We start from the raw sequence: 25,976 nt of genomic DNA on the forward strand, positions 1-25,976 counted from the left end.
TATCAATATTCCCGTCTTTTGTGAACATTAGCGGGTGGCTATCTAACTAATAAGCGGCGTTTTTAAAGTTACTTTTAAAATAAGCAAAGGCACGATAGCTGAGGATAGTGGTTACAAATACAGGCAATTTTGATAACAAAAACTGTGTATCCCATTCGCCCGTAATAACACTGAATAATGCAACAAGCATAAAGATAGCGCTGAATATTGCAAACAAACCAAATACGACCGCCCAGACCACTGATAAGTGAAACCATTGTTTCTTGTTAAGCGAGTTGCGACTCACCTTCAAGTACGAAAAAAGGCTGATACAAGCCATGATAAACACAATGATAAGGGTGATGTATTCCATTATTAGTCGCCAGATTCTGATTTAAAGTTGTTGAAAAACAATTGTTTAGTTTTTTTGTATTTTTTTTTGATTTTTTTACTAAAGTTCTTCAAGTCTGCGCCGATACAGTTAGTCGAGGGGTAATTTAAAGTTTTTTTGGTTTCGTGTCGAGCCAGAACAACAAGAGGTAGCTATCAAGGCCTAGTGAACCAAGATAGCATGAATATAGGTTCGAAACAGAGTTTCATACACTCGCTCTGTTTTGATTGGAGGTATTATGTCAATTTTTGTAAACACCAATGTATCTGCGCTAAACGCTCAACGTCAGTTATTTGACTCTGGGCAAGCTTTAAATAAATCATTCGAAAGATTGTCGTCAGGTTTTCGTATCAACAGTGCTGCTGATGATGCTGCAGGCCTGCAAATTTCTGATCGTATTACAAGCCAACTTGAAGGCTTGAATCAAGCGTTGAGAAATTCAAACGATGCGATTTCTTTAGCACAAACAGCTGAAGGCGCATTAGCTGAGACGACCAACTCTTTGCAACGAATCCGCCAATTAGCAGTGCAAGCACAGAACGGAATCAATTCTTCGTCTGACCGTCTCGCACTACAAAAAGAAGTATCTGCTTTAAAAACAGAGATTTCTCGTATTGCAACAGACACCAAATTCAACAATGTGAGTCTTTTGAATGCTAGCTATTCTGCTGCGTTTTTAGTGGGTGCGAATAGCGGTCAAACCATCAGTGTTAACTTGTCAGCAGGCAACATTACTGGTGCTAGTGGCTTCAGCGCTACTGGTCTAGGTATTGGTTCCTTGACTGTGGATACCTTTGCAAATGCGTCAGCAGCCTTGACCAGCATTGATACTGCTATTTCAGCTGTAGGTGGTGTGCGTGCTGACTTAGGTGCTTTGCAAAATCGTTTTGAGTCTACTATTCGAAACTTAAGCAACATTTCGGAAAATTTAGCCGGTGCAAGAAGCCAAATCAGAGATACTGACTTTGCGACTGAAACCGCTGAATTGACGCGCAATCAGATTATCCAACAGGCATCAATTTCAGTATTGAGCCAAGCAAACCAGAAACCGCAATCTGCACTTGCTTTATTGGGCTAATAAAACAGATTTTTAGTTGCGTTGAACGGGCGGTTCACTTGTTTTTTGAGTGCAACCGCTCCTCACTTAATAGTTGGAGGTATTGAAAATGGACACAATAATCCCGCAAGCTGGCAACAATGTTGCAAGTCAGTATACGAAACCGACAGAATTGCCGGTATTCGAGCGTGTCTCTCAGGTTAATGATTCTGACGAGGCAAAATCTGACGCACAGAACGCTAATATTGCGAATAAGCAAAGTAGTGAAGTATTGAGCACAGAAACTCAGCAAATTGCTAAAGGTATTTCCAGTGAGGCCGATACTAAACAACGAGAGGAAAGCGTTGTTGAGGTTGAACAAGCGCTGGGTGATATTAGTGAGTTTCTGCAAAATAGAAACACGCAATTAGCATTCTCTATAGATGAAGCAACCGATAAATCAGTAGTGACGGTTACGGATGCGGCATCTGGAGATGTGATACGGCAAATTCCTTCCGAGGAAGTGCTAAAATTTGCAGAGCGGATTAACGAATTACAGTCTGAATTTGGCAGTAGTGCAGGTATTCTACTGAGAGGGCAGGCTTAAACATGAGGTAACATTATGGGCATTTCATCATTAGGGGTCGGTTCTGGACTGGATCTCGAAGGATTAGTAGCACAACTACTAGAGGCGGAGCGCGCCCCAAAAGCAGCTCGCTTGGATGCCCGTGAAGAAACCATTGAGTCCGAGATTTCAAGTCTCGGACAAATCAAATCTAAATTATCTGAATTCAAAGACACTGTTGACGATCTTCGAAAAGATCAATCGTTAACTGGTCGCGAACCCACAATCAGAAACCCATCAGAAGACACCGAACCTTTTACTGCAGAAGCGTCCAACTCGGCTTTAACCGGTGAGTACGATATTACCGTTGAGCGCTTGGCAAGCGGCACGAGAATTGAAACAGAGAACGCAGCATTCGCATCATCGAGCGATTCTGTTGCTGATGCAGACGGGTCTCTAACTTTTCGAGTAGGTGATGCGGGTGAAACGTTTACACTTAATATCGCTGCAGGCACCACCCTCGCGGAATTGCGTGAACAAATTAACGATGCCGAAGACAACTTTGGTATCACTGCCAACATCATCAACACCGGGACCGACTCGGGTGGTGTAAAGCTGGTCATAAATTCTACTGTGACAGGGCAAGGCAACGACCTGAATATTATCAATGATAATGATCTAGTGGGTTTGAACCGCCTAGCCACAACAAATTCAACTGAGTCGACTGCCTTATTAACACCAACACGTGTCGCTGAAAATGCACAGGCGATCATCGACGGCATTACAGTGCAAAGCGACACGAATAAGTTCGAAAACACCATTCAAAATGTCACGTTTACTGCGAAAGCTGTTTCTGAAAAGAACGCGAATGATGTATTTCAGTCGTCATCTCTTGTCATCGGTTTTGATGAAGAAGCCTTAGATGAAAAGATCCGAGCATTTGTGGAAAGTTATAACTCTTTGAACGATGAAATCCAAACACTGACCCGCTACGGTGAATCTTCGTTGGAGGAGGATGGCGCTCTAGCAGGCGACTTTACGGTGCGCGGCATACAGGCTGGCCTAGGTAATATTTTGAGTGGCACAGTATCTGAATCAGCCTTGGGTGGTCTTTTCCAGATTGGTATTGAATTGACCAGTGATGGAAAGCTTGAAATTGGCAGCTCTGATTTTGGTTTGGGTACCGGTGAGAGTCGGTTAAGTGACGCATTAGAAGATAACTTCGATGAAGTGTCTAAGCTATTCACCGCTGACGATGGCATCGCAAATAAATTATATGACTTTCTCGATCAATACACTAAGTCAAATGGTGTTCTTGCCGATAGAGAAACATCAGCAAAAGATCAACGAGATCAATTGCTCGATGACCGAGCGGCTTTCGAATTACGTTTGGTCAGTTTTGAAGAAACATTGCGTGGACGTTATCTAAATTTAGACCAAACGGTCGCGCGTTTACAGCAAACCAGTTCGGCCTTACTTGCTTCTTTGTAAGCAAGTTAGGTGAATGGATAGCAACATTACGTTTAGTAATTGATAAATCTACTAGCTACCTCGAAAGGTAAGTTTTCACATTCGAGGCGTCATCAAAAAATTAGAAATAGTAGAGTATCACCCATATTTGGAGATCATATTGCATGGCCCTTAAAGGCATTAACGCATACAAAAAAGGCAGTCTGAAACAAGACGTCGCCACCGCCGACCCTCACCGTTTGACCTTGATGCTTATGCAAGGCGCTCTCGACCGTATGGCCTATGCGAAAGGCTGCATGGAGAGAAAAGATCTAGCCGGCAAGTCTGAGCATCTATCGAGAGTCAGCGCAATTTTAATCAATCTTCGCGATACTTTAGACTTAGATATTGGTGGCGAAGTCGCTGATAACTTGTATGCCCTATATGATTATATGGTGCAACGTCTGGTCGACGCGAACATGCAAAACAGCTTGCAGATAATGGATGAAGTGATTAACCTGCTGTTACCGATTAAGACGGCATGGCTGAGTATCCCCGAAGAAGCAAAGCAAGAGGCATACGAAGCTCAACGTCAAAAACGCCAATCAGTGTGAGTAAAATAGAATTGAACCACGAGCTAACGCCAGAGCGCCTTAGCGAAATCAATGAGTCGATATGTGTGTTGTTAGCGGCTAAAGAGTTAGATGATAAAAATCTTCGTCTGAAAGTGACTCAGCGAGATGAGTTCATCCAAACACACTTACAATCACTGTCGACTGATGAGCGCAAAGCATTTGCAAATGCTGAACTATCTGTGAACAACCGACTTCAAGCAACAATAAAGAACTTATTCACCGACTCATTAAGTGAATTGAGTGGTTTAGTCAGGGGTATGAAAGCGGTCAAAAAATATAAGTGATACCCAAACATTATGTTGAACGATATCCGTGTCCATATACATCCAAATGAGCAACAACAAGAAGCCATTGAGCAACGTTCAGCTGCTTATATCTCTGAAACAATTCAACAAAATAGGCTTGCTTTTGCACGCCATATTCCAAGCTTAAATGGTGAACTAGACGCCATACGCAGTGACAATATTTCTATATTTTGTAATAAAAATGAAGAGTACAATATTGTCGATTTTGGACTAGGTCGCACACTTTATGGTGAGCAACCAGGTGCTGAAATACTCCGTCAATGTCAACATTTTGCGCAACACTCCGCTATTTTATCTTTCTCAGAGGATAGGCGCCCACCGTTTTCTGGCTGTGAGAGTGAGCAGGAAGAAGCTGAGCAAAAGAGTGCATCAATGTTACTCCAAGAGCTAAGAGCAAACGCACAATTTGTTGATGCTCACGCAAGTCAATCTGACGTCTTAGTCATTTTGGGCTTGGGTCTAGGTCAACATGTCGACTTCTTAGTCAATTATTTGCTAAACGCTAAGGCCCCTGTAAAGCACATTATTATTTATGAACCAGAAGCACAGTACTTTAAAAGTGCTTGTATGGTCAAAGATTGGCGCATGTTGCTTGAACTCATACAAGAGCATGATATTGGTTTGTATTTTCAATTGGGCAAAGACGCCAGCACGTTAGTACAAGATTTAAATGAACTGAAAACGCATTTCCCTGTAAAACAGGCTTTGGTATATCAACACTATTATGCACCTGCTTTCGATACTGCAATGAATGCAATTCGCTCATCAACATGGGAAGCGCTTAGTAGGCAGCAAGGTTCGTTTGGCCGCAAAGAATCATTTCAGCAATACACCCAAGCTTGGGCCTTAAGCCAGAACGTTGAGGAACTTGTAGCAAGCGATTGTCAACATCCTCAATTTGTTAAGAATCTGGCGGCATTCAAACAGTATTACCCGAACATTTATGCCGAGTTTGAAAGCTATCAACCTGTCTCATGGTCAGTGGTTGAGAATAAAGCGCATGAAATTAATTTGCTCAATCACTTTAACGGTGCATGTTTTTATGGGCCAGAACCTAAGCAAGATGGTTTGGAAAACTACCAAAGCTTTGAAAAGAATCCGAATAAAGACGGATTGATTTTAGGGTACAACGGCCAAAAGCTAAAACACTATTTGCACTACCGGATGGTCAAGAAAACCGAACGTTTGTTGGCGAAAGCTGAAGACGAAGCTGGTATGTTGCCTGACACAATAAAGTCACTTATTTTGTTTGGATTAGGTGCAGGCTACGAGCTAGAAAGTCTGTTAGATAATCGAGAGGTCGAGAAACTTTTCATTTGTGAGCCTAACCGTGATTATTTTTATGCTTCTTTATACGCAATTGATTGGGCTGGCATTTTACAAAAAATTGATGCGCAGGGCGCCAATCTGTATATCAACATAGGCGATGATGGAACTAACCTATTTAGAGATCTATTAGGTCAATTTTATAACATTGGACCCTATGTTCTAAGCCAAACATTTTTCTACCAAGGGTATTACAATGCGTCGTTGAATGACGCCATCGTGCAGCTTCGTGAACAGCTTCAAATCGTTGTCTCCATGGGCGAATATTTCGATCATGCGTGTTTTGCTATTGAACACACCAAAGAAGCCTTCCGTAAAAATGTGCCGTTTTTAAAAGCGAAACCAAGTCAATATCTGAACGCAGATGAAAAAGAGTTGCCGATTTTGTTTGTGGGAAATGGGCCATCTTTAGACTACAGCTTGGAAACAATTCGAGAGCTACAAGAACAAGCGATTGTGATTTCATGCGGAACCTCATTACAGGTGCTACATCGTAATAATATCGTTCCCGATTTTCATGCTGAAATTGAATTGAACAGGGCCACCTATGATTGGGCATGCCGAGTCAATGATCCTGCCTACCTGAAGAAAATAACCCTGCTCAGCTGTAACGGAATTCATCCCGATACCTGTGACTTGTACAAAGATGTGATGATTGCCTTTAAGGAAGGGGAGTCAGCGACGGTTTCAGCGCTAAACGTGATTGGCGAAGACAAAGTTGAGTCATTGGCCTTTGCTTTTCCAACGGTCAGTAACTTCGCTATTAACTTGTTCTTAAGGCTTGGATTCCATCAATTCTATTTGTTTGGTGTGGACATGGGGTTTGTAGACAGCACTCAGCATCACTCAGCGCAGTCTGGTTACTACGACGAGAAAGGCAAAGAGATGTACAAGTATGCCGAAGCAAATAACACCGGCTTACTGGTACCGGGCAACTTCCGTTCAGTGGTGAATACCAAGCATGAGTTTAAGTTAGCTAAAACAATTATTGAACAAGCCTTAGCGTCTCAGGCTGTAGATTGTTACAACACTAGCGATGGTGCGCGTATTGAAGGCACATCTCCACTAGATATTGATAATATCTTATTAATGACTAGTCCTGAGCTTAAGTCTCAAACGCTACACACTTTGCAGACTTGTTTCTGTCATCTACCAGAAGGGCAGTTCAATCGAAGCTTTGATGAAAAGTACGACATGAATAAGCTACAGGGTGAGCTAAGGCAGCTAAACGAGATGTTGAACCTTGAACTACACGATCAAGACGATATATTTGAGATAGTCGAAAGACAAAAGCAATTTTTATTTTATTCTTACAAACAGGGCAACTCGCTATTCTTTTATTATTTATATGGCTCGATGAATTATATTAATTCTGTGTTGAGTAAAGCCGCTATGCATCAGAATCGAGAAACCGCTCTAGACGTTGCAAATGAAGCGATATCGATTTGGCAAGACCTGCTTAGCAACGTCAAACTTTTGTTGTCAAATCCAGCGCAACTATTTGACACCTCATCGAGTTTTACCTTAACCCGAGAGCGTTTTATAAAAGCAGCTCAAGCTAGCCAAGATATCCACTTTATTATTTTCGATGGTGCACTGAATAGTGCAGTCGATAAAGAAATACAAGAACTATCTGAAATATACCCACTGCAATCGCTATGTGTTGACGGCAATCAGATATTGTCGGAGCCGCAATATGTGGATGAGAACGCAACAGATAAGATTATATTGGTGAATAGTCGCAGTCAGTGGGAGGCCGTCACCGACTTACTACATGCCATGAACGAGTCTGAACATGCGTGCGATAGACACAACAACATATTGATTTGTATCGCTTGTGATTACGAACCTGACTGGATTTCTTCTGCTTCACATTTTGAGCACTTACAACTTGGTTTTCAAGTGCTACCCAGCTTATTGGAAAGTGGTGACATTGAGCAATATAGGCAAGGTGAAGTGCCATTTGCACCGCTTAAGCTTCATTTAGAAAGTGCAATTAACCACCTTGGCGACTTAGATAAGCAACTTATTTTTATACAAAAATTAGAATTTTCTGAGCTTGGCTTGAAAAATGCATTGCATTCGATATTGGAGCATGCAGAAACTGATGACGCAGCCTCCAAAGATCCTGTATTGCAATCAGCAGCGACGGATGACGAAACCCGTGCGTTTGCCTATATTGAGCAAATTATATTGGATAAGGTCGTTTGTGATGGCTTTGTCGACTATAAAAACTATATTGCAATACCAAGGCAAACGAGCAATGACAATAAAGACGAGTCTGCGCAAAATGCGACAGAGCTCGATTCTGTTGGTTCTCGTGGCTTAAAGATCGCAAGACAACTAAGCGCATTAGAAGTGTTTCAGAATTGGCAAAAGCACGCGGTAGTTGAAAAGAATATTGGTGTTTACCAAAAGGCAAAATAAGCATGTTTGATAATAAAACGATACTCATTACTGGTGGGACTGGCTCATTCGGAAAGCGATATGTTCAACATATTCTCGCTAACTACAGCCCGAAAAGAGTGATCATATATAGTCGCGATGAATTAAAGCAATTTGAGATGCAGCAAGAGTTTTCTCATAAAAGTATGCGCTACTTTATTGGCGATGTAAGAGACGCCGCGAGACTTGTCAGTGCAATGCGCGGTGTGGATTATGTGATCCACGCTGCAGCACTAAAACAAGTGCCCGCTGCAGAATACAACCCTAATGAGTGTATTAAAACGAATATCAATGGCGCGCAAAACGTGATTGATGCGTGTATAGAAGCGAAAGTGCACCGCGTTATTGCACTGTCTACAGACAAGGCAGCCAACCCTGTTAATCTGTATGGTGCAACAAAACTGGCTTCTGACAAATTATTTGTTGCTGCAAATAACATAGCTGGTGCTGATGGTCCTCGATTTGCGGTTGTCAGATACGGCAATGTTGTGGGCTCAAGAGGATCAGTTGTGCCGTTTTATCGACAACTATTGGCCCAAGGCAAAAAAGTATTGCCGGTTACCCACGACGAAATGACCCGATTTTGGATCACCCTAGATGAAGGCGTTGAGTTTGTATTGAAAAACTTTCAACGCATGCAAGGTGGTGAAATTTTTATTCCAAAAATACCATCCATCAGAATACTCGATTTAGTCGAAGCGATGTGTGGTCATCGAGAACATGAGCTTATTGGTATTCGTCCTGGTGAAAAGTTACATGAAATTATGGTTCCTGCTGAAATGGCGCACCATTCTTATGAGTTTGATGATCATTTTGTGATTACTCCAGCCATCAAGTTCTTCGATAAAACCGTTAGTTATGCTAAAAATAGCTTGGGTGAAGAAGGCAAAAAAGTAGATGATAAATTTGAGTATCATTCTGGTACTAATCATCATTTCCTTAGCGTTGATGAATTAAAAGATTTGGACAAGCAAACCTTATGATCCCTTACGGCAAGCATCATGTTGATAGCGACGATATTGACGCTGTCGTCGATGTATTAGAAAACCATTTTCTGACGCAGGGCACCAAAGTGCCTGAGTTTGAACAAGCCTTATGTGATTACACGGGCGCAAAATATTGCACTGCTGTGAACAGCGCAACATCTGGTTTGCATGTCGCTTGTCTTGCCGCAGGCGTCGAGGCTGGCGATCTTGTGTGGAGCACGCCTAACTCCTTTGTTGCATCGGCAAATTGCGCATTGTATTGCAATGCGAAGGTCGATTTTATCGATATGGACCCTGCCACGCGTAACATTGATATCGAAAAATTAGCGAAAAGAGTGAACGCAGCCAAACGGGATAATGCCTTACCAAAAGCTATTATCGTCGTTCATTTTGCAGGATTTAGTTGCGATATGCAGCGAATTTCGAGATTACTAAAGGACACTGATGTTGTCTTGATTGAGGATGCTGCACATGGTTTGGGCGGTTCTTATCACGGCAAAAAAATTGGCTCATGTGAGTTTTCGGACATGTCCGTATTGAGCTTCCATCCAGTGAAAAGCATTACCACCGCAGAAGGTGGCGCAGTGATGACCAATAGTGCTGAGCTCGCAGAGCGCTTGGTTTTATTTGCCAAGCATGGCGTCACGCGGAATCAAGATTTATTCGAAGGTAGCCCAGAAGCCCTACTGCAGCAAGGCCCGTGGTATTACCAACAGTTAACATTAGGCTACAACTATCGATTGAGTGATATGCAAGCCGCCCTGGGTATTTCTCAGCTTAAGAAGCTTGATGGCTTTGTTGCAGCGCGACAAAAGTGTGCTGACTTTTATTTTGAGAAGCTAAAAGGTCTGCCGGTCGTCCTGCCAATTGACGAAAAACAAACGACTACGACAAATGAGAAAGGCAATCAAAGTGGTTGGCATCTATTCATGATTGAATTGCTCGATGATGAGAATTGCGAAAACGCAGAAGCGATATCCGCTAAACGAAAACACGTTTTTGAGCAGTTACAACTGAAAGGAATTGGCGTTAACGTACATTACATTCCAATTCATTTGCATCCTTATTATCAATCCTTAGGCTTTAAAGCTGGTGATTATCCGTGTGCTGAACGGTTTTATAATAGAGCCATTACCCTTCCTCTTTATCCAAGCTTAACTGAACAAGAACAACAAAAAGTAGTGGACACCTTAACGGAGATATTGCAGTGAAGATAGCAGTGATCCCGGCACGAGGCGGGAGTAAGCGTATTCCCAAGAAGAACATAAAAGCATTTGCTGGACAGCCCCTCATCGCTTATTCAATAAAAGCGGCACAAGAAAGCGGGCTGTTTGATGACATTATCGTATCTACAGATGATGAAGCGATTGCTGAGCTTGCCAAACAATATGGTGCAAAAGTGCCTTTCATGAGACCTGATGTACTTTCCGATGATATGACAGGCACGCGTCCGGTGACAAACCATGCTATAGAGTGGTACCGAGACAATATCGCGACACCCACATTCTGCTGCTGCATTTATGCAACGGCACCTTTTTTACAAGCAAAGTATCTTCAGCATGGGCTTCAAGGTTTACTTGATGATCCGAGTAAGGGCTTCGCATATTCAGTCACTAGCTTTCCTTTTCCGATCCAGCGAGCATTGTTCCTAAAAGAAAACTACGCTTTCCCAGCATTTCAAGAAGATATTTATAAGCGCTCACAGGACTTGCCAGAAGCGTATCATGACGCTGGGCAGTTTTATTGGGGCACTACCGAAGATTACTTAAGCCCAAAAGCTATTTTCTCTGAACACGGTATTCCTGTTGTATTGCCGAGACATTTAGTGCAAGACATTGATACACCCGAAGACTGGGACAGAGCTGAATTGATGTATCAAGCATATATGATGTCGAAGGCTGCAAAGTCATGAGCGGCGAAAACAAAGAAAAAATTCTAGTGATCAGAATGCTAGGACTCGGTGATGTCACCTGTATTGGCCTGCCAGCTGTTCGCTATCTTAAGCGCAAACATCCTGAGGCAGACATTCATGTATTAAGTTATGCAGCCGGAAAAGAAATGATGGCACTGGCTGAACCGGGCATAAAAACCTTTGGCTTGGATAAAGGAGAGTGGCCGGAAGATATTATTCAAGCCATGGAGTCGTTCTTAGGTTTAGCTGAACAAATTATAGGTGAGGCTTACACAAAAATCATCAACTTGGATACTTGGTTTATGCCTTGTTTCTTGGCGCGTTTTCTAAAGGATGCTGGCGAGCCGGTGCAAGGCAACTATATTGGCATGTCTATCGCAGACCTTATCGACCAATTTCAGAATCAAACGCTGCAACCTTCGTTTGTGAACGACCCTAGTCATTATATGCAAAGCACTTGGTTTAGTATGATGCGGTGGCACACTACTTGGTGGGAGACTGATTACTTGCCAGAGGGTGGGTATCCTGAATTTTATCTAAAAACATGTTGTGGTTGGCAAGACTTAACACTCGATATGCAAATCGATGTTACTCAAGATCGTGCTCTTGCCAAAAAACGGAAACAAAAAAAGGTGATTGCCCTAGCAACTGAAGCAAGAACATCAGAACGCAGTTATCCTTATGCTGAGGCACTTAAAAACGCGCTTCAACTCGCCGGTTTTGAGGTGTGGTCTCAGTTTGATGGTACACAATCCCTGCGAGATACTCTCGCTATGCTGAAGTCCAGTGATTTGCTAATTTCAGTGCCATCAGCACCTCAGTGGATGGCCACTGCGGTGAACTGTCCCTGCATGATTATCAGTGGTACGGTTGACCCTAGAACTTTAATGCCGGATTACGCCACAGACATGTCACATCAACCAGCGGAAGTCGAAAGTTTAGTCGAGGGTGTGTTGAGTATATTTGATGGTAGTGTTGATGGTGCAAAAGAAAATACCTATTGAGTAGATATAGGCCATTAAGAAAGGCCATTTAGAAAGTAAAACAGCGTCAAGTTTATTAATTCATTAAGAGAGTCATTCGAGTGAGCTCTCTAAGCGCAAAAGGACCAGTAATATGTCGGGCAAATTAGACACACAACACGAAAACGCAGCACAAGCGACGATTCGTATTGGTGATGACGATTTATTCGTAGACATCGGAAAAGGCCACAAGCCTTTCATCATTGCTGAGTTGAGCGGCAATCATAGCCAAGATTTTGCCTTAGCTAAAAAGATGGTGCACGAAGCAGCAAAAGCAGGGGCACATGCTATAAAGCTACAAACCTACACAGCCAGCAGCATGACCTTAGACCTTGACTCCGGTGACTTCGTTATTCAGGAAAAAGACAGTTTATGGGCTGGAGAAAAACTGTTTGATTTATATGGTAAAGCATCCACGCCTTACGAGTGGCATGCAGAGCTCTTTGCACTGGCAAATAGTCTGGGGATGCTGGCATTTAGCTCCCCATTCGACGAAGATGCAGTGGATTTTTTAACAAGTTTAAATGTTCCTTGTTTTAAAATTGCATCATTTGAATTGACTGATATTCCCCTTATTCGCAAAGTCGCGAAGCAAGGTAAACCGATGATTATGTCGACTGGCATGGCAACGGTCAGCGAAATTGAAGAAGCGGTAAAAACAGCTAAATCTGAGGGTTGCGAGCAGATTATTTTGTTAAAATGCACGAGTACTTACCCAGCATTGCCGGAAAACACTAATTTAGTCACCATTCCAAACATGCGAACCACATTCGATTGCCAAGTAGGCTTATCTGACCATACTGCAGGTATTGGTGTGTCTGTAGCGAGCGTTGCTTTCGGTGCAAGTGTTATTGAAAAGCATTTTGTTTTATCACGAGATGCCGGTGGCGTAGATGCTGAGTTTTCAATGGAACCAAACGAACTGGCTCAATTGGTGTCTGAAACTGAACGTGTTCATCAAGCCATGGGCAAAGTAACTTATGGTGGCAGCCAAGCAGAAGAAAAATCTAAGCAGTATCGTCGTTCTATTTATATCTGCAAACCAATCAAAGCGGGTGAAACTCTGAGCAGAGAACATGTGAAAATTGTTCGCCCAGCGCATGGCTTAGCGCCTAAACATCTTGATACGGTTGTGGGTTCGATCGCGAAGGAAGATATGCATATAGGGACTCCGCTAAGCTGGGCACTGATTTCTACACAGGGTTCGTAAAACGTCATGCAGCTAATATTCCGAGTCGAAGGTAATCAACAAGCGGGGCTTGGCCATCTAATGCGGTGCTTTGCTCTCGCACAGGCTGCTCAAGAAGCACACATCGAGTTTACATTTGTTTGTACCGAGTCAACTCAGCGCTTTTTACAAAGCCGTCACCAATGGCAGGGTAACACTGCACTTATTCCAAATGGTGCCAGCATTGATGATGAAATTAATATTATTCAGGGGCTCTTCGCTGCAAAACAGGGAAAGGATACCATCAACAATAAGCCTGTATTTTTGGTACTAGATGGCTATCAGTTTGACTACGATTATCAAACAAAACTCAAATCCGCAGACCTCCCTTTTGCTTACTTTGATGATATCAATACCTTCTTAGCCAATGGCCAACAACACCTAGCCAATATTATTATTAATGGCGCGCCTTCTGCCACAGAACTCGGTTATGAGCAAAATGCGAGTACTAGTCTTTTGTTGTTAGGCGATGCTTATCAAGCTTTGCGTCTGGAATTTTTGGACTTAGCCCCTATCCCTATTTCTGAGCGTCATTCTATGCTTATCTCATTTGGTGGTGCAGATGCACAAAACCACTCCTTACATTTACTCGCTGCATTAAGTGCCTTGCGAGTAGAAATACCAGTGCGAGTAGTGACAGGCGCCGCGTATGCAAATACAGGCGAATTGGATGCATGTATTAGACAAGGTCGCATAGAATCACACGATCAAGCTTTCGATATCTCTATGCCTGTGCAGCATGTTCATGATGCTCAAGACATGGCCGATATGATGCTGCATAGCAAGTTAGCGGTGTGTGCTGCTGGAGGTAGTCAATTTGAGCTACTCCATTGTTACACTCCAAGCTTTTTGCTAGTGGTGGCTGACAACCAATACCCGGCGACGCAAAAGGCAAGCCAGCAAGGCTGGTGTGAAGCTGTTGATTGGCGAAAAGAGCCGGTCACTTGGGACGATTACTTAGCCCTAGCAACACAGCTTTCACTTGCGTTCGATCAAGACAAGGCGCTAGAAAAATCGCAGCAGATGGCTATTGAACAGATGCAAGGGCGACAAGCGCAAGGCTTTGGTATACACAACATACTTGACGCGTGTATCGCGCAAGCTAAGTTTGTGGCGAACGAACAATGATAAAACATGAATTGAGTGGTTATGGGCTTGTGCTTCGCCCGATTGAAGAAAAAGATTTAGTACAATTGTTAGCGTGGCGAAACCGTGAAGATATCCGCAGTATGATGAAGTCACAAGACATCATTTCGATGTCAGATCATTTGGCTTGGTTTGAAGGCTTAGCGAATAAACCACACGTCCAACATTTTGCAGTGTGCTATAAAGGAACGTTGATTGGTGCGGCTAATATCATGACTGAGTCTGATAGTTTAAGCCTATGTCAACATGTTGAGCCTGGCTTATATATTGGTGATGAGAAGTATCGTGGCAACATCCTTGCCTTTGCCCCCAGCTTAGTGCTGAACGATTACTGTTTTGACACCTTGAATGTGAGCTCCTTAACGGCGACGGTGCATCACAATAATTCACAAGCGATTTCCTATAACGAAAAGTTAGGCTATCGAATTGCTAAGCGTGGAGACTGGTTAACAATGACATTAAACATTGAGGACTATCTTGAGGCGACTAAAATGGTAAGGCGTTTTCTTTCACGCAGCAACACAAACAAAAAACCACAAAAGAACGATAAGAAGGATGAGGCATGAGCACAAACACTGAAAAACTAGAGGCGGCATTCGTCACCGCTTTGGATATTGACGCGAGTGCCGTCACCGATGACTTGGCTTACAATAGTATCGAGCAATGGGATTCCACGGCACACATGATTTTGATTGCTGAATTAGAAGATCAATTTGATGTGATGCTAGATACCGACGATATTATCGACATGAGTTCGGTTGGCAAAGCCAAAGAAATACTAGGTAAATATGAGCTTAGTTTCTAAGGATAAAGCCCCAGCTATTCTCATCACAGGAGCAAGTGGCGGTATTGGTCTTGCTACCCTCATCGCGTGCTTAAAAGAAAATTGGCACGTGTTTGCTGCATGCCGCGATGAAAAAAAGTTAAAAGAAACGCTGGCTAGTGCAGATATCAGTGCTTCGGATATTGAGCATCATCTCACCGTGCTCACTTACGATGTATCAGATCAAGAGGCAGTGAAACAGGCGTTTAGACAAATTCAACAATCACCATTCTCACTCTATGGCTTAGTCAATAATGCTGGTGTGATGTTGGACAGTATGCTCGGTATGACATCGCTAGCGCAATTTGAGCAGCAGCTTTTGGTGAATGTCACAGCTTGCTTTCAACACTTGCAACTGGCAAGTCGACTCATGACCAAACAGAAACAAGGCAGCATTATAAACGTAAGTTCGGTTGTTGGTCTCGACGGAGCCTCTGGACAAGTCGCTTATAGTACCAGTAAGGCTGCGCTTTTAGGTATGACTAAATCGGCTGCAAAGGAGCTCGCTAAGCTCAATATAAGAGTCAATGCGGTCGCACCGGGTTTCATCGAAACGCCATTGACGGATGCTTATCAAGATGAAAAACGCCAGGCGGTGCTTAACAATGTGGGTATGAAACGTGCTGGCACCGCCAATGAAATTGCTGCCACCATCGTCCATCTTCTGCGCTCGGACAGCGCTTACATAACTGGCCAATGTATCCGTGTTGATGGCCTGATGACCGTTGCTTAAAAGATGACTTACTTCTATCAAAACCTAAAACAGTTTGGTGATAGTATTGCCTTGATTCAAGGTGATGCAGAACTCAGCTATAGCGGTTTGGCAAAGCAGGTTGAAGAGAGAGCGCTAGCGATTCAAAACGCAGTTGAGCAGTCAATGAGCGATATGGGCTTGAATGGCTCAGAAGCAGACCAACCACCCAAGCGCTTGGTCGGCATGATTGCTGATAATTCAGTAGCCAGCGTAGTGAATTATTTAGCGCTACTGTCACAAAATTACGCAATCCTTTTTATTAGCGAAGCACAACTTGAGACGCATCAGAAAAATGTTGATAAAGCACACAATAGAGAAACGCAGCCGCTTGACGTGATCAGTGCATATCAAATTCGAGTGGTGATACACGAAGAAACGTTTCATACTTTGCATCCTCAAAGTGCCAAAGATAATAGCGATACGCAAACTATGTTGCCGAGTATACAAGACAATGTTGCGCTATTACTCAGCACCTCGGGTAGCACGGGTACGAGTAAACAAGTGGTCCTTTCTTACGATAATCTACAAGCTAATTGCGACAGTATTTGTGCTTATTTACCCATCGAAAAGTCTGACGTGACCATTACCACTTTACCCTTCAATTATTCCTATGGTTTATCTATCATAAATACTCATTTAGCGGTGGGAGCGAGTATTGTTCTGACCTCACTCTCAGTAATGCAGAGAGAGTTTTGGCAAACATTTGAACGACATGCAGTCACGAGTTTTGGTGGTGTACCGCATAGTTATGAAATGCTCTTGCGCTTAAAGTTTACGTCTATGGCGCTACCCAGTCTGAAATATTTTACTCAAGCCGGTGGCAAATTAAGCCCTGATAGGGTGAAACAGCTTGCAAGCTACGCGAGCGATAATCACAAGTCATTTTTTGTTATGTATGGGCAAACTGAAGCGACAGCTAGAATGGCATACGCTGACCATATCAAACTCTTGGCCAAACCAGAGACAATTGGCAAAGCGATACCCAATACCAGACTTCGCGTAGAAGGCGATGAGCTTGTGTTTACAGGTGAAAATGTGATGTTGGGTTATGCAAACTCCTGCCGTGACTTGGCGTCATTGCCTGGCGTTGCATTACTGCACACCGGTGATCTTGCTTATGAAGATGATGACGGTGATTTTTTTATCACCGGCAGAAGTAAGCGCATTGTTAAGTTATTCGGTGAGCGTTTAAGTTTAGATGCCTTGCAAAATTCTTTGCAAAGCGCTCTGCAACGATGTGCCGATTCGCACACCTTGCGTAATATGATTGAACATGTATTTTGTGTCGGTGATGATAAACGTTTGCACATTGCAGTCGTGGTGAGCAGCGTGGCAAAACAGAGCGACGCTGATATAGAGCTAATCTTGAATACGCTCAAGCAGTATATGCGAAACCTGAATATCCATGCGAGCGCAATGAAGTATCACATCATCAATGAAACCCCGTTAACCTCAAATGGTAAGGTTGATTACCCTGGTTTGCTGGCCAGTTTGCAAAGTCAGCAGGTAGCAAGCAGGTCAGCGACAGGACAGGCAGGAGAGCAGTCTTGAGTTTCGATAGCACCGACAATATTGCAAGTGAAGATCCAGCAAAAAAAGCGGCATACGAAGCTTACCTGCAAGGCTTTCAGAGCCTGTTGGAAACTGCGCCTTTTTCATTGAGTAAATTTGCAAAAGATAAGCTATTAGGTGCCGTGATCAAAGATTTGCATGAATACCATACTACCCAGTGTCTTGCGTTTAAGCATATTCATCAAGCTATCGAGTTTTCGTCAAACTCACAAAATGATCTATTGTTGCCGTCAATTCCTATGCTTGCCGTTCGCCTATTCAAACAGCATGAACTGAGCAGTATTGAATCAGAGGCTATTTTCAAAGTACTCAGTTCTTCAGGGACGAGTGGCCAAACACCTGCAAGAATACTACTTGATCGTGATACCAGTGCACGGCAATCCAAAGTCTTAGTGAATATCATGCAAACCATACTGGGTAAGCAACGTTTGCCGATGCTAGTTATTGACAGTGAATCAGTTGCGCGCGGCCGAGCAGGCTTCAGTGCGAGAACCGCAGGGATACAAGGTTTATCTTTTTTCGGGCGCAAACATACCTATGCTCTAAATGAAGACATGAGCCCTAACTGGCAGGCTATTGAGGCGTTCTTTGCAGCACATGGCAAAGGTCCTGTTCTCATCTTTGGCTTTACCTTTATGATTTGGCAATATTTGATCAAGCAAGCGAAGCAAGATAAAAGGCAATTCGCGGCTGAAAAAGCGCTGATAATTCACAGCGGTGGGTGGAAAAAATTAGAAGCAGAAAAAGTCGACAATGCCACCTTTAAAAAGGCATGCGAAAGCATGATAGCCGGCAGCCAAGTGCATAACTTTTATGGTATGGCGGAGCAGGTAGGTAGCATATTCATTGAGTGTCCATTAGGTCACTTACATGCGCCTAACATGGCCGAGGTCTTAATTCGCCGACCACATAACTTGAGTCTTGCCGAACATGGAGAAACGGGGATCATTGAGGTACTTTCAGCCTTACCTAGTTCTTATCCAGGACACGCTATTTTAACTGAAGATATGGGCCGCATATTAGGTGAAGACGATTGCCCATGCGGTTGGAAGGGTAAATACTTTGAAGTTTTGGGTCGTATCCCGAAGGTCGAGGTGAGAGGGTGTAGTGACACGCATGGATAACATTCACTTTTTAAGCCCCTGCAAAGTTAATGGTGACTTCGTTAGAACGTTGCCTATTCTGCCGACGAGTCAGTCTGGCAATGCTATTGTTGATGATAGCGCTCATACACATGCTCGTACAAAGAAAAGTGCTCATATCTACAAACATAGCCTTGAAACATGGTTAAGCGATTTTATAAAGACTCAGCCTTTACCTGCGTTCTATTCTCTGAGCTTTCATTTCATTGAAGACCTGTCTAAGAAATTATTAAAAAATCCACAATATCGTGAATACCCTGAACTTATTGCTTTAGGCTTTTGGTTACGAAAATCAAATTTGAGTAAGAAAATCGACTCGGCCAAAAATAAAAGAGAAGAGCACATTGAGAGTCAGCAAGCACTGGGCCTTGTCGCGCACTTTACGCCAGCGAACGTTGATACGATGTTCATTTATAGTTGGGTTGCCTCGTTACTGATTGGTAACCTAAATATTGTCCGAGTGGCCAGCCAAGACTCTGTCAGTAAAGTATTACTGCTAGAGTTGATCAATGCGCTATTCGCTGAGTCAAGATACCAAGAGATAGCAAGTCGAAACGTGTTTGTGAGTTATGACAAGTTATCGGATGCAAGCCAAATCATATGTGCGAAAGCCGATGCACGAATGATGTGGGGTGGTGATGCAAGTGTTGCGCAGATTCAAGCGCTACCAACTAAGTCGCATACAAAAGACTTTAGTTTCGCCGATAAATATTCGGTCGCTATCGTTTCAGATAATGTAATCTCTCATTCTATTGAGAATATAGCGCAGCGTCTGTGGCGTGATACGCAGGCTTTTCAGCAACAAGCATGTTCCTCACCGCGTGTCCTCTATGTGATTCAGCAAGAGACAAGCAAGAGTGAATTGAGAAAAGCACTAAAAGCATTGTTTGCCAAGCTAGCGCAAATGGCGAAAGCTGATAAAGGTGACTGGCCTGATATTGGTAGAACTAATGAGCATCTATTAGCCCTGCAAAATTTGGCCGTTGGACAACTATGTTGCCCAGATGATGCCCTGATTGCATTAAACTTAGTCAGTGCAATATCCCTAGATACACTGAGCCAAGATGCTCTCGATCGTCATTCAGGTAATGGCTTGTTTTACGTCAGAGTTGTCTCGTCTACTGAAATAGTCGCCGATGAATTGGCGACTTGTTTACCAGATAAACTACAAACGGTATCGATTGCCATTGAAGACGATATAAACCCCAAGATTGCAGACAGCATCTATCATTTGTTAGGTCAGCGTATACAGCATGAGCAATATCGTGTGCAAGCACTGGGTGAAGCCTTGGACTTCAGCTTTCATTGGGACGGCTACGACCTTTTGCGTCAACTAGCAAAAAATTAAGCTTCTTTCGAGAGCTTGGTGCCTTGTTGACAAAAGAACACGCGAAAAACTACCTTTAAAGACGCGGCAATAGAAAGTGTCTGGCATTCATTTTGCTTTGTATTTGATAACACCGCCGGTTTGCCGCCATCAATAGGTCAATAATTTTATGATTTGGCCGATATCGTGACAAACCTTATGTCATCACAACGAAGATAAGATCGGCGACAACCTCAACTACAAAGGTAAACAATTTACAATGAGCGATAAAACAGTTTATGTCGGCATGAGTGCTGACCTTGTGCATCCTGGGCATCTCAACATATTGAACAAAGCAGCTGACTTAGGTGACGTCACCGTCGGCCTGCTAACCGACCAAGCGATAGCAAGTTACAAACGAGTTCCGTTCATGACCTTCGAGCAACGCAAACAGGTGATAGAGAATATTAAGGGTGTGAGTAATGTCATCCCTCAACATACCTTGGATTATCGCGATAATTTAAATGCGGTGAAACCAGACTACGTGGTTCATGGCGACGACTGGAAAGAAGGGGTTCAACAAAAAACCCGTCAACAAGTTATCGACTGCCTTGCTCAATGGGGTGGTGAGCTTGTTGAAGTGCCTTACACACAAGGTATTTCTTCAACACAATTGCAGGCAGCCATGAAAGATCTTGGTACAACACCTCAGATCCGCTTGAAAGCCTTACGTCGATTATTAAATGCCAAACCTCTCGTGCGCTTCCTTGATATTCATAACGCCTTGTCTGGCCTGATCATTGAAAATACCAAAGTTGAGATCGAAGGGCGTATTGAAGAGTTTGATGGTATGTGGGGTAGTAGCTTGACTGACTCCACGGCAAAAGGTAAACCAGACATTGAGGCAGTGGATGTATCTTCTCGTATGAGTACCTTAAACGAAGTACTAGAGGTAACAACAAAGCCGATTATTTATGATGGCGATACTGGTGGTAAAACAGAGCACTTTGTATTTACAGTAAAAACACTCGAGCGCTTGGGAGTGTCAGCTGTCATTATCGAAGATAAAACAGGTTTGAAGAAAAATTCTTTGTTTGGTACTGATGTTGAACAAACCCAAGACAGTATCGAAAATTTCAGTTTGAAAATTCAAGCCGGTAAACGCGCTCAAGCAACCGATGACTTTATGATTATTGCACGCATCGAAAGTTTAATTTGCGGGCAGGGAATTGATCATGCTATTGAACGTGCTGAAGCTTTCCTTGAAGCAGGAGCCGACGGGATTATGATCCACAGCCGTGAAAAGTCACCAGACGAAATTCTGACGTTTTGCGAAAAGTATGCGGCATTGCCGAATAAGAAATACCTCATTGCAGTACCTTCTAGTTACAACAGTATTTATGAATCTGAGTTGCAAGCTGCCGGCGTGAATGTAGTGATATATGCTAATCAACTCTTGCGCAGCGCCTATCCAGCAATGGTTTCCACAGCGCAAAGTATCTTGCAACACGGTCGCTCAGCGGAAGTTGACAAAAATATGATGCCGATTAAACAAATCTTAGAATTGATCCCGGGGACGAAGTAATGATTGCACCGAGTGAATTTTGCGATTTACTGCAGGACCAGGGCATAGATTTCTATTGCGGTGTGCCTGACTCATTATTAAAAAATCTGTGCGAACATATTGATCAAAACACATCGGCGTCAAATCATATTATTACCGCGAATGAGGGCAACTCGATTGCTATGGCAAGTGGTTACCACCTCAGCACAGGAAAGGCTGCGATGGTGTATATGCAAAACTCTGGAATGGGGAACACGGTCAATCCTTTAACGTCACTTGCCGACCCAGAAGTTTATAGTATTCCTATGTTAATGGTCATCGGTTGGCGAGCTGAGCCTGGTGTAAAAGATGAACCACAGCATGTGAAGCAAGGGGCAATATCAACACAACTTTTAGACGTGCTAGACATTCCTTATGTTGTGCTGGATAAGACATCCCCCTTAGATGAGCTGCCGGAATTACTGGCAAAAATGTACGCAGAGAATCGACCTGTTGCAGTGCTTGTCAAAAAATCTGTCTTTACAAAGTCAGCGGCTAAGACTGCATCTACAGAAGCGTCATTAGGTCAAGACGAACTGATGTTGCGAGAGCAAGCACTATCGACAGTATTAACAGCGCTTCCAAAAGAGGCACTGGTCATTTCGACAACGGGTAAAACGAGCCGAGAGTTATTTGAATTACGCAAAGCTCAAGGTGATGTTTGTGCCGACTTTCTGACTGTTGGAGCGATGGGACATGCCTCCTCAATTGCCATGGGGGCTGCACTAGGCTCACCGGACAGGCAAGTTGTTGTCATTGACGGTGATGGCGCATTATTAATGCATATGGGCGCAATGCCAATTATCGGTGCACATAAGGTAAAGAACTTGCTGCATATCCTGCTTAACAATGGGTGTCATGAATCGGTAGGAGGTCAAGCGACCGTTGCTAATACATTAGATATTCCAAGTATTGCCTCTTCCTGTGCCTACGTTCACTCTGCGAAGGTAAGTAAATCGGAAGATATTCAAGCTAGCATTGCGCAATTTGTGGGTGTAAAGTCTGGACCAAATCTGCTCGAAATTTCAGTTAAACCGGGTTCAAGAGATGATTTGGGGCGACCCACTGAAACACCCGTCGCCAATAAGATGGCTTTTATGGCGAAAGCAAAGCAATAAGTAAAAGCCGTAATCAACATACTCAATACTAGCTCGCGAACATCCGAGTAAAAAGAGAAGTCTAAGAGAGTGAAATGATAAACAAAACAACTATCATCGAAACCCAAACGCTGAACGCTTCTCTCAGCCAATTGCTCATTGAACTCAACAACAACTTACCTTTAAATAAAGGGGTGCGAGTCCTGATTGTAAGTTCCGCTGGTTTCGTGAAAAGGGGATTAACAAAACACCTCATCGACGGTCTCGAGCATGATTTCGAAGGAGTGCAGATCGATCGCTACTTTGACGTCACACCAAATCCAGAACAAATGGCTTTGCAAAACTTTGTCGATGCCCATTCAAAGCAGACTGCCCACAGTGTCAGTTCAAAACCAGCATTTATCATTGCTGTTGGTGGCGGCAGCGTCCTAGATAGTGCAAAAGTGCTCAGTCGATGGTTAGAGCAGCCCAGCGTGAACTTCGATGCCTTGCTGCAATCGGACGCTCAGTGTATTCCTCTCATTGCCGTTCCTACTACGTCTGGCACGGGAGCTGAAGTGACGCCGTTTGCGACGGTTTGGGATACATTAAGTCATAAAAAATACAGCGTGATGAACGTCGCACCGACATATGCTTTGCTCAATCCCTCGGTAACGAGCAGTTTGCCAAATGAAGAAACATTATATGGTGCGCTTGATGCCTTAAGTCACGCCTTAGAGTCGCTTTGGAACAATAATCGCAATGACACGAGCGCAGCGTTTGCATTAAAAGCCATTCCACTGATTTTAGACGCTTTACCCACTGCTTTAAATGGCGCTGACGAAGATGAGGTTTTACAAGCAAGAGCGAAACTTCAGCAAGCAGCCTGTTTTGCTGGGCAAGCGATTGCAACTACCAAAACAGCTTTGGCTCATGCAATGTCATATCCCATTACATTAAGTTTCGGTGTGCCGCATGGATTAGCGTGCAGCTTTACCTTGTCTGCCATTATTAAGCATTACCGCCATGAAACCTTGCATTTGCCAGAAGTACTAGCTAACAAGGTCTGTGCGCTTCTCGATAGCTTAGATTTGCCCACCTACCTGAAGCATTACACGCAAAGTCAATCGATAGTAGAGTCAATTGATTTTAATCTGGACCCCAGTCGCGCAGGGAATTTTGTTGCACCCTACAATGAGGATGTGTTGACCGACATCGTAAACGAATCGCAAAACAAGGTTGAAGAACAATCATGAGTAAAGAAAGTAGCCAGAAAAAAATTAAAACGATTTTATTCGGCGCCGGTCCAGGGGCGGCAAATTTCATAGCAAATTATCGAGTGGAGCGAGAGTTTATTGCTATTCTTGACAATAACTCTGATAAGAGTGGCTCTTTATATGAAGGCTTGCCTGTGCATTTACCAACGATTTTGCGCGAACTCGAATATGACGAAATTGTTATCACGACGCAGTGGGTTGAAGAGGTTAAAGTTCAGTTACGGGATAAGGAAGGTGTTGCTCCAGACAAAATAGTGATTCCACAAAAAAATCAATTAAAAAAGCCATATCCATTTGAAAACCCCAACAGCCTCGAATTAGCGCGACAAGTCGTTCTCGGCTTAAGTCAATTGGGTCTAAACGCTGGAGTGGAACTAGTTGTAGACTTTGGCACTCTATTAGGTATTGTTCGTGATGGCGATATTATCCCTTGGGATGATGATATAGATTTTGCTGCGCCACTGGGTAGTGAACTTGAGATCGAGCAAATTCTAAGAAAGTTTGTTCAAACTAACGTTCACCCAGTTCATTGGTCTATCAGAAAAGTCACCAGAAATGATGGAGTCTGCACTTGTTTACTCTTGGAGTTTTCAGAGCTTAACGAAACGTATAAGCCTTTCACGTCTTCCGTCAGCTTTCGCGAGAACGTAGATGGACGTTCACTACACTTGCCTAGTATTGGAATGTGGTACGCGCCGGAACACCACTTTGCAGGTGCCGATAGTATCGAGTGGCGAGGGCAAGAAATTTTAGTACCCAAAGACCACCTCGCTTACCTGACCTTCCAATATGGTGATTGGCAAACACCAGTGAAAGATATTCAGTTTGATGACTATGCACATATCCAAAGTGTGAGTTTTGAGGAAGTCAAAGCCGCAGGCATAAGTGTTGAGAATTTAAAACCCTAGTATAGCGACGCTTTTGTTTTTTCTTGTTTTAAAAGCAAAGGCATTCTGCCAGTATAGTGCTAATGACAATATACTCGAGCACAGAACGTGGCAAAAGAACTCATCGCAAAAGAGCATGACTTAGGTGGTTTAACCGTAAAACGTGTGCTACCTCATTTCGAAAAGAAAATGGTCGGTCCTTTTATCTTCTTTGATCACATGGGTCCTACTCAGTTTAAAGCTGGGCAAGGTATTAACGTAAGACCACATCCACATATTGGCCTTTCAACCTTAACCTATCTGTTTGAAGGCGGTATTTTACATAGAGATTCTCTTGGCAATCACTTGGAAATACTACCTGGCGACGTTAATTGGATGACCGCTGGCAAAGGCATAGTGCATTCAGAAAGAGAGACCTTCGAAGTAAGAGCCAATCCTCATGCAATAGATGGCTTGCAATGCTGGATAGCATTACCAGAAGAAATGGCTGAATTAGAGCCTTCTTTTATTCATGTGAAAAAGCAGCAATTACCGCAAATTATTTTTGAAGATGTAATGATGCGTCTTGTTGTCGGCGAAGCTTTTGGCCTTAGCAGCCCCGTAAAAACTTACTCACCGATGTTCTACCTTGATATCGCAGCCTGCGCAGGTTCGAATATTGAAAGACCAAACCCGACACAAGAAGCCGCGGTTTATGTCATATCAGGCAAAATTTCCGTCGCTGGCACTGAGTATGGTGCGGGACAGTTTGTGTTGTTTGAAGAGCAAGACATGGGCTTCTCTTTCTTGGCGCCTGGGCGAGTAGTGATGTTAGGTGGGCAGAAATTTGAAAAGACACCCTACCTGAAGTGGAATTTTGTGTCTTTTAACAAAGACCGTATCGACCAAGCGGTAGATGATTGGAGAGAAAGAAGGTTTCCTGACATTCCTGACGACAACAAAGAATTCATTCCTTTTTGAAAATGTTCATACAGCAAAGATCAAGAGCTCAAATAAAAGTTAAGCATTTTCAGTGTGTTATTTTTGAATTGTAAAATAATGAAAATAATTACTAAAGTTCTCTTTGCCACCGCCGATAACCTGATGTGGAGTAATGTTTGTCAGCGTGACA

General features: G+C 43.3%; 24 protein-coding genes. 23 read left to right on the forward strand and 1 reads right to left on the reverse strand.

Going from position 1 to position 25,976, the window contains the following annotated elements:
• Positions 1-46: 46 nt before the first annotated feature.
• The gene (locus tag RM544_RS09655) at positions 47-352 is read right to left on the reverse strand and encodes a hypothetical protein (protein WP_311361580.1); all 306 of its coding nucleotides are present in this window, start codon (positions 350-352) and stop codon (positions 47-49) included.
• A 256-nt stretch (positions 353-608) separates the two neighbouring features.
• Between RM544_RS09655 and RM544_RS09660 the strand changes: the two genes are divergently transcribed.
• The 23 genes from RM544_RS09660 (at position 609) to RM544_RS09770 (ending at position 25,825) form a co-directional block, all read left to right on the forward strand.
• The gene (locus RM544_RS09660; RefSeq protein ID WP_311361581.1) at positions 609-1,448 is read left to right on the forward strand and encodes a flagellin N-terminal helical domain-containing protein; all 840 of its coding nucleotides are present in this window, start codon (positions 609-611) and stop codon (positions 1,446-1,448) included.
• Positions 1,449-1,536: 88 nt separating this feature from the next.
• Positions 1,537-2,013, forward strand: coding sequence for a flagellar protein FlaG (locus RM544_RS09665; RefSeq protein WP_311361582.1), 477 nt, complete (start codon positions 1,537-1,539; stop codon positions 2,011-2,013).
• A 15-nt stretch (positions 2,014-2,028) separates the two neighbouring features.
• Positions 2,029-3,462, forward strand: coding sequence for a flagellar filament capping protein FliD (gene fliD / locus RM544_RS09670; protein WP_311361583.1), 1,434 nt, complete (start codon positions 2,029-2,031; stop codon positions 3,460-3,462).
• Positions 3,463-3,605: 143 nt separating this feature from the next.
• Complete coding sequence (gene fliS, locus RM544_RS09675; protein WP_311361584.1) at positions 3,606-4,034, forward strand: flagellar export chaperone FliS; 429 nt, start codon at positions 3,606-3,608, stop codon at positions 4,032-4,034.
• Entirely contained in the window at positions 4,031-4,339 is a 309-nt protein-coding gene (locus tag RM544_RS09680) for a hypothetical protein (protein ID WP_311361585.1), read from the forward strand. The genes fliS and RM544_RS09680 overlap by 4 nt, the downstream gene beginning before the upstream one ends.
• Before the next feature lie 12 nt (positions 4,340-4,351).
• A complete protein-coding gene (locus RM544_RS09685) occupies positions 4,352-8,113 on the forward strand; it encodes a 6-hydroxymethylpterin diphosphokinase MptE-like protein (protein ID WP_311361586.1) in 3,762 nt (1,253 codons plus the stop codon).
• Between the two features lie 2 nt (positions 8,114-8,115).
• On the forward strand, positions 8,116-9,114 hold the full coding sequence (pseB, locus tag RM544_RS09690) for a UDP-N-acetylglucosamine 4,6-dehydratase (inverting) (protein ID WP_311361587.1): 999 nt from the start codon (positions 8,116-8,118) through the stop codon (positions 9,112-9,114).
• Entirely contained in the window at positions 9,111-10,328 is a 1,218-nt protein-coding gene (gene pseC, locus RM544_RS09695; protein ID WP_311361588.1) for a UDP-4-amino-4,6-dideoxy-N-acetyl-beta-L-altrosamine transaminase, read from the forward strand. The genes pseB and pseC overlap by 4 nt, the downstream gene beginning before the upstream one ends.
• Positions 10,325-11,029: a pseudaminic acid cytidylyltransferase gene (pseF, locus tag RM544_RS09700; protein WP_311361589.1), complete on the forward strand. Its 705-nt coding sequence runs from the start codon at positions 10,325-10,327 to the stop codon at positions 11,027-11,029. Before pseC ends, pseF begins: the two co-directional genes overlap by 4 nt.
• Positions 11,026-12,033, forward strand: coding sequence for a glycosyltransferase family 9 protein (locus RM544_RS09705; protein ID WP_311361590.1), 1,008 nt, complete (start codon positions 11,026-11,028; stop codon positions 12,031-12,033). Before pseF ends, RM544_RS09705 begins: the two co-directional genes overlap by 4 nt.
• Before the next feature lie 112 nt (positions 12,034-12,145).
• The gene (gene pseI, locus RM544_RS09710; RefSeq protein ID WP_311361591.1) at positions 12,146-13,261 is read left to right on the forward strand and encodes a pseudaminic acid synthase; all 1,116 of its coding nucleotides are present in this window, start codon (positions 12,146-12,148) and stop codon (positions 13,259-13,261) included.
• 6 nt (positions 13,262-13,267) lie between these two features.
• Entirely contained in the window at positions 13,268-14,407 is a 1,140-nt protein-coding gene (pseG, locus tag RM544_RS09715; RefSeq protein ID WP_311361592.1) for a UDP-2,4-diacetamido-2,4,6-trideoxy-beta-L-altropyranose hydrolase, read from the forward strand.
• Positions 14,404-14,991 carry a GNAT family N-acetyltransferase gene (locus tag RM544_RS09720; protein ID WP_311361593.1) on the forward strand — a complete coding sequence of 196 codons (588 nt, stop codon included), beginning with the start codon at positions 14,404-14,406 and terminating at the stop codon, positions 14,989-14,991. The genes pseG and RM544_RS09720 overlap by 4 nt, the downstream gene beginning before the upstream one ends.
• A complete protein-coding gene (locus tag RM544_RS09725) occupies positions 14,988-15,230 on the forward strand; it encodes an acyl carrier protein (protein ID WP_311361594.1) in 243 nt (80 codons plus the stop codon). Before RM544_RS09720 ends, RM544_RS09725 begins: the two co-directional genes overlap by 4 nt.
• Positions 15,214-15,981, forward strand: coding sequence for an SDR family NAD(P)-dependent oxidoreductase (locus RM544_RS09730; protein WP_311361595.1), 768 nt, complete (start codon positions 15,214-15,216; stop codon positions 15,979-15,981). Before RM544_RS09725 ends, RM544_RS09730 begins: the two co-directional genes overlap by 17 nt.
• A gap of 3 nt (positions 15,982-15,984) precedes the next feature.
• On the forward strand, positions 15,985-17,553 hold the full coding sequence (locus RM544_RS09735; RefSeq protein WP_311361596.1) for an AMP-binding protein: 1,569 nt from the start codon (positions 15,985-15,987) through the stop codon (positions 17,551-17,553).
• On the forward strand, positions 17,550-18,698 hold the full coding sequence (locus RM544_RS09740; protein ID WP_311361597.1) for a LuxE/PaaK family acyltransferase: 1,149 nt from the start codon (positions 17,550-17,552) through the stop codon (positions 18,696-18,698). Before RM544_RS09735 ends, RM544_RS09740 begins: the two co-directional genes overlap by 4 nt.
• Positions 18,691-20,064, forward strand: coding sequence for an acyl-CoA reductase (locus RM544_RS09745; RefSeq protein ID WP_311361598.1), 1,374 nt, complete (start codon positions 18,691-18,693; stop codon positions 20,062-20,064). The genes RM544_RS09740 and RM544_RS09745 overlap by 8 nt, the downstream gene beginning before the upstream one ends.
• A gap of 238 nt (positions 20,065-20,302) precedes the next feature.
• The gene (aepX, locus tag RM544_RS09750; protein WP_311361599.1) at positions 20,303-21,607 is read left to right on the forward strand and encodes a phosphoenolpyruvate mutase; all 1,305 of its coding nucleotides are present in this window, start codon (positions 20,303-20,305) and stop codon (positions 21,605-21,607) included.
• Positions 21,607-22,743 (forward strand): phosphonopyruvate decarboxylase, encoded by a 1,137-nt coding sequence (aepY, locus tag RM544_RS09755; RefSeq protein ID WP_311361600.1) that lies wholly within the window; start codon positions 21,607-21,609, stop codon positions 22,741-22,743. The genes aepX and aepY overlap by 1 nt, the downstream gene beginning before the upstream one ends.
• Before the next feature lie 74 nt (positions 22,744-22,817).
• The gene (locus RM544_RS09760) at positions 22,818-23,957 is read left to right on the forward strand and encodes a phosphonoacetaldehyde reductase (protein WP_311361601.1); all 1,140 of its coding nucleotides are present in this window, start codon (positions 22,818-22,820) and stop codon (positions 23,955-23,957) included.
• Entirely contained in the window at positions 23,954-24,886 is a 933-nt protein-coding gene (locus RM544_RS09765; protein ID WP_311361602.1) for a nucleoside-diphosphate sugar epimerase/dehydratase, read from the forward strand. Before RM544_RS09760 ends, RM544_RS09765 begins: the two co-directional genes overlap by 4 nt.
• 87 nt (positions 24,887-24,973) lie before the next feature.
• Complete coding sequence (locus RM544_RS09770; RefSeq protein WP_311361603.1) at positions 24,974-25,825, forward strand: pirin family protein; 852 nt, start codon at positions 24,974-24,976, stop codon at positions 25,823-25,825.
• Positions 25,826-25,976: the final 151 nt, after the last annotated feature.

Origin of the sequence: Brumicola blandensis, from assembly GCF_031846165.1 — a bacterium.
In the GTDB taxonomy this organism is placed as follows: domain Bacteria; phylum Pseudomonadota; class Gammaproteobacteria; order Enterobacterales; family Alteromonadaceae; genus Glaciecola; species Glaciecola blandensis.

Bases quoted from the DNA above. Each gene is read 5' to 3' on its own strand.
- RM544_RS09655 (WP_311361580.1), bottom strand. From the start codon at position 352: ATGGAATACATCACCCTTATCATTGTGTTTATCATGGCTTGTATCAGC.
- RM544_RS09660 (WP_311361581.1), top strand. From the start codon at position 609: ATGTCAATTTTTGTAAACACCAATGTATCTGCGCTAAACGCTCAACGT.
- RM544_RS09665 (WP_311361582.1), top strand. From the start codon at position 1,537: ATGGACACAATAATCCCGCAAGCTGGCAACAATGTTGCAAGTCAGTAT.
- fliD (WP_311361583.1), top strand. From the start codon at position 2,029: ATGGGCATTTCATCATTAGGGGTCGGTTCTGGACTGGATCTCGAAGGA.
- fliS (WP_311361584.1), top strand. From the start codon at position 3,606: ATGGCCCTTAAAGGCATTAACGCATACAAAAAAGGCAGTCTGAAACAA.
- RM544_RS09685 (WP_311361586.1), top strand. From the start codon at position 4,352: ATGTTGAACGATATCCGTGTCCATATACATCCAAATGAGCAACAACAA.
- pseB (WP_311361587.1), top strand. From the start codon at position 8,116: ATGTTTGATAATAAAACGATACTCATTACTGGTGGGACTGGCTCATTC.
- pseC (WP_311361588.1), top strand. From the start codon at position 9,111: ATGATCCCTTACGGCAAGCATCATGTTGATAGCGACGATATTGACGCT.
- RM544_RS09705 (WP_311361590.1), top strand. From the start codon at position 11,026: ATGAGCGGCGAAAACAAAGAAAAAATTCTAGTGATCAGAATGCTAGGA.
- pseI (WP_311361591.1), top strand. From the start codon at position 12,146: ATGTCGGGCAAATTAGACACACAACACGAAAACGCAGCACAAGCGACG.
- pseG (WP_311361592.1), top strand. From the start codon at position 13,268: ATGCAGCTAATATTCCGAGTCGAAGGTAATCAACAAGCGGGGCTTGGC.
- RM544_RS09720 (WP_311361593.1), top strand. From the start codon at position 14,404: ATGATAAAACATGAATTGAGTGGTTATGGGCTTGTGCTTCGCCCGATT.
- RM544_RS09725 (WP_311361594.1), top strand. From the start codon at position 14,988: ATGAGCACAAACACTGAAAAACTAGAGGCGGCATTCGTCACCGCTTTG.
- RM544_RS09730 (WP_311361595.1), top strand. From the start codon at position 15,214: ATGAGCTTAGTTTCTAAGGATAAAGCCCCAGCTATTCTCATCACAGGA.
- RM544_RS09735 (WP_311361596.1), top strand. From the start codon at position 15,985: ATGACTTACTTCTATCAAAACCTAAAACAGTTTGGTGATAGTATTGCC.
- RM544_RS09745 (WP_311361598.1), top strand. From the start codon at position 18,691: ATGGATAACATTCACTTTTTAAGCCCCTGCAAAGTTAATGGTGACTTC.
- aepX (WP_311361599.1), top strand. From the start codon at position 20,303: ATGAGCGATAAAACAGTTTATGTCGGCATGAGTGCTGACCTTGTGCAT.
- aepY (WP_311361600.1), top strand. From the start codon at position 21,607: ATGATTGCACCGAGTGAATTTTGCGATTTACTGCAGGACCAGGGCATA.
- RM544_RS09760 (WP_311361601.1), top strand. From the start codon at position 22,818: ATGATAAACAAAACAACTATCATCGAAACCCAAACGCTGAACGCTTCT.
- RM544_RS09765 (WP_311361602.1), top strand. From the start codon at position 23,954: ATGAGTAAAGAAAGTAGCCAGAAAAAAATTAAAACGATTTTATTCGGC.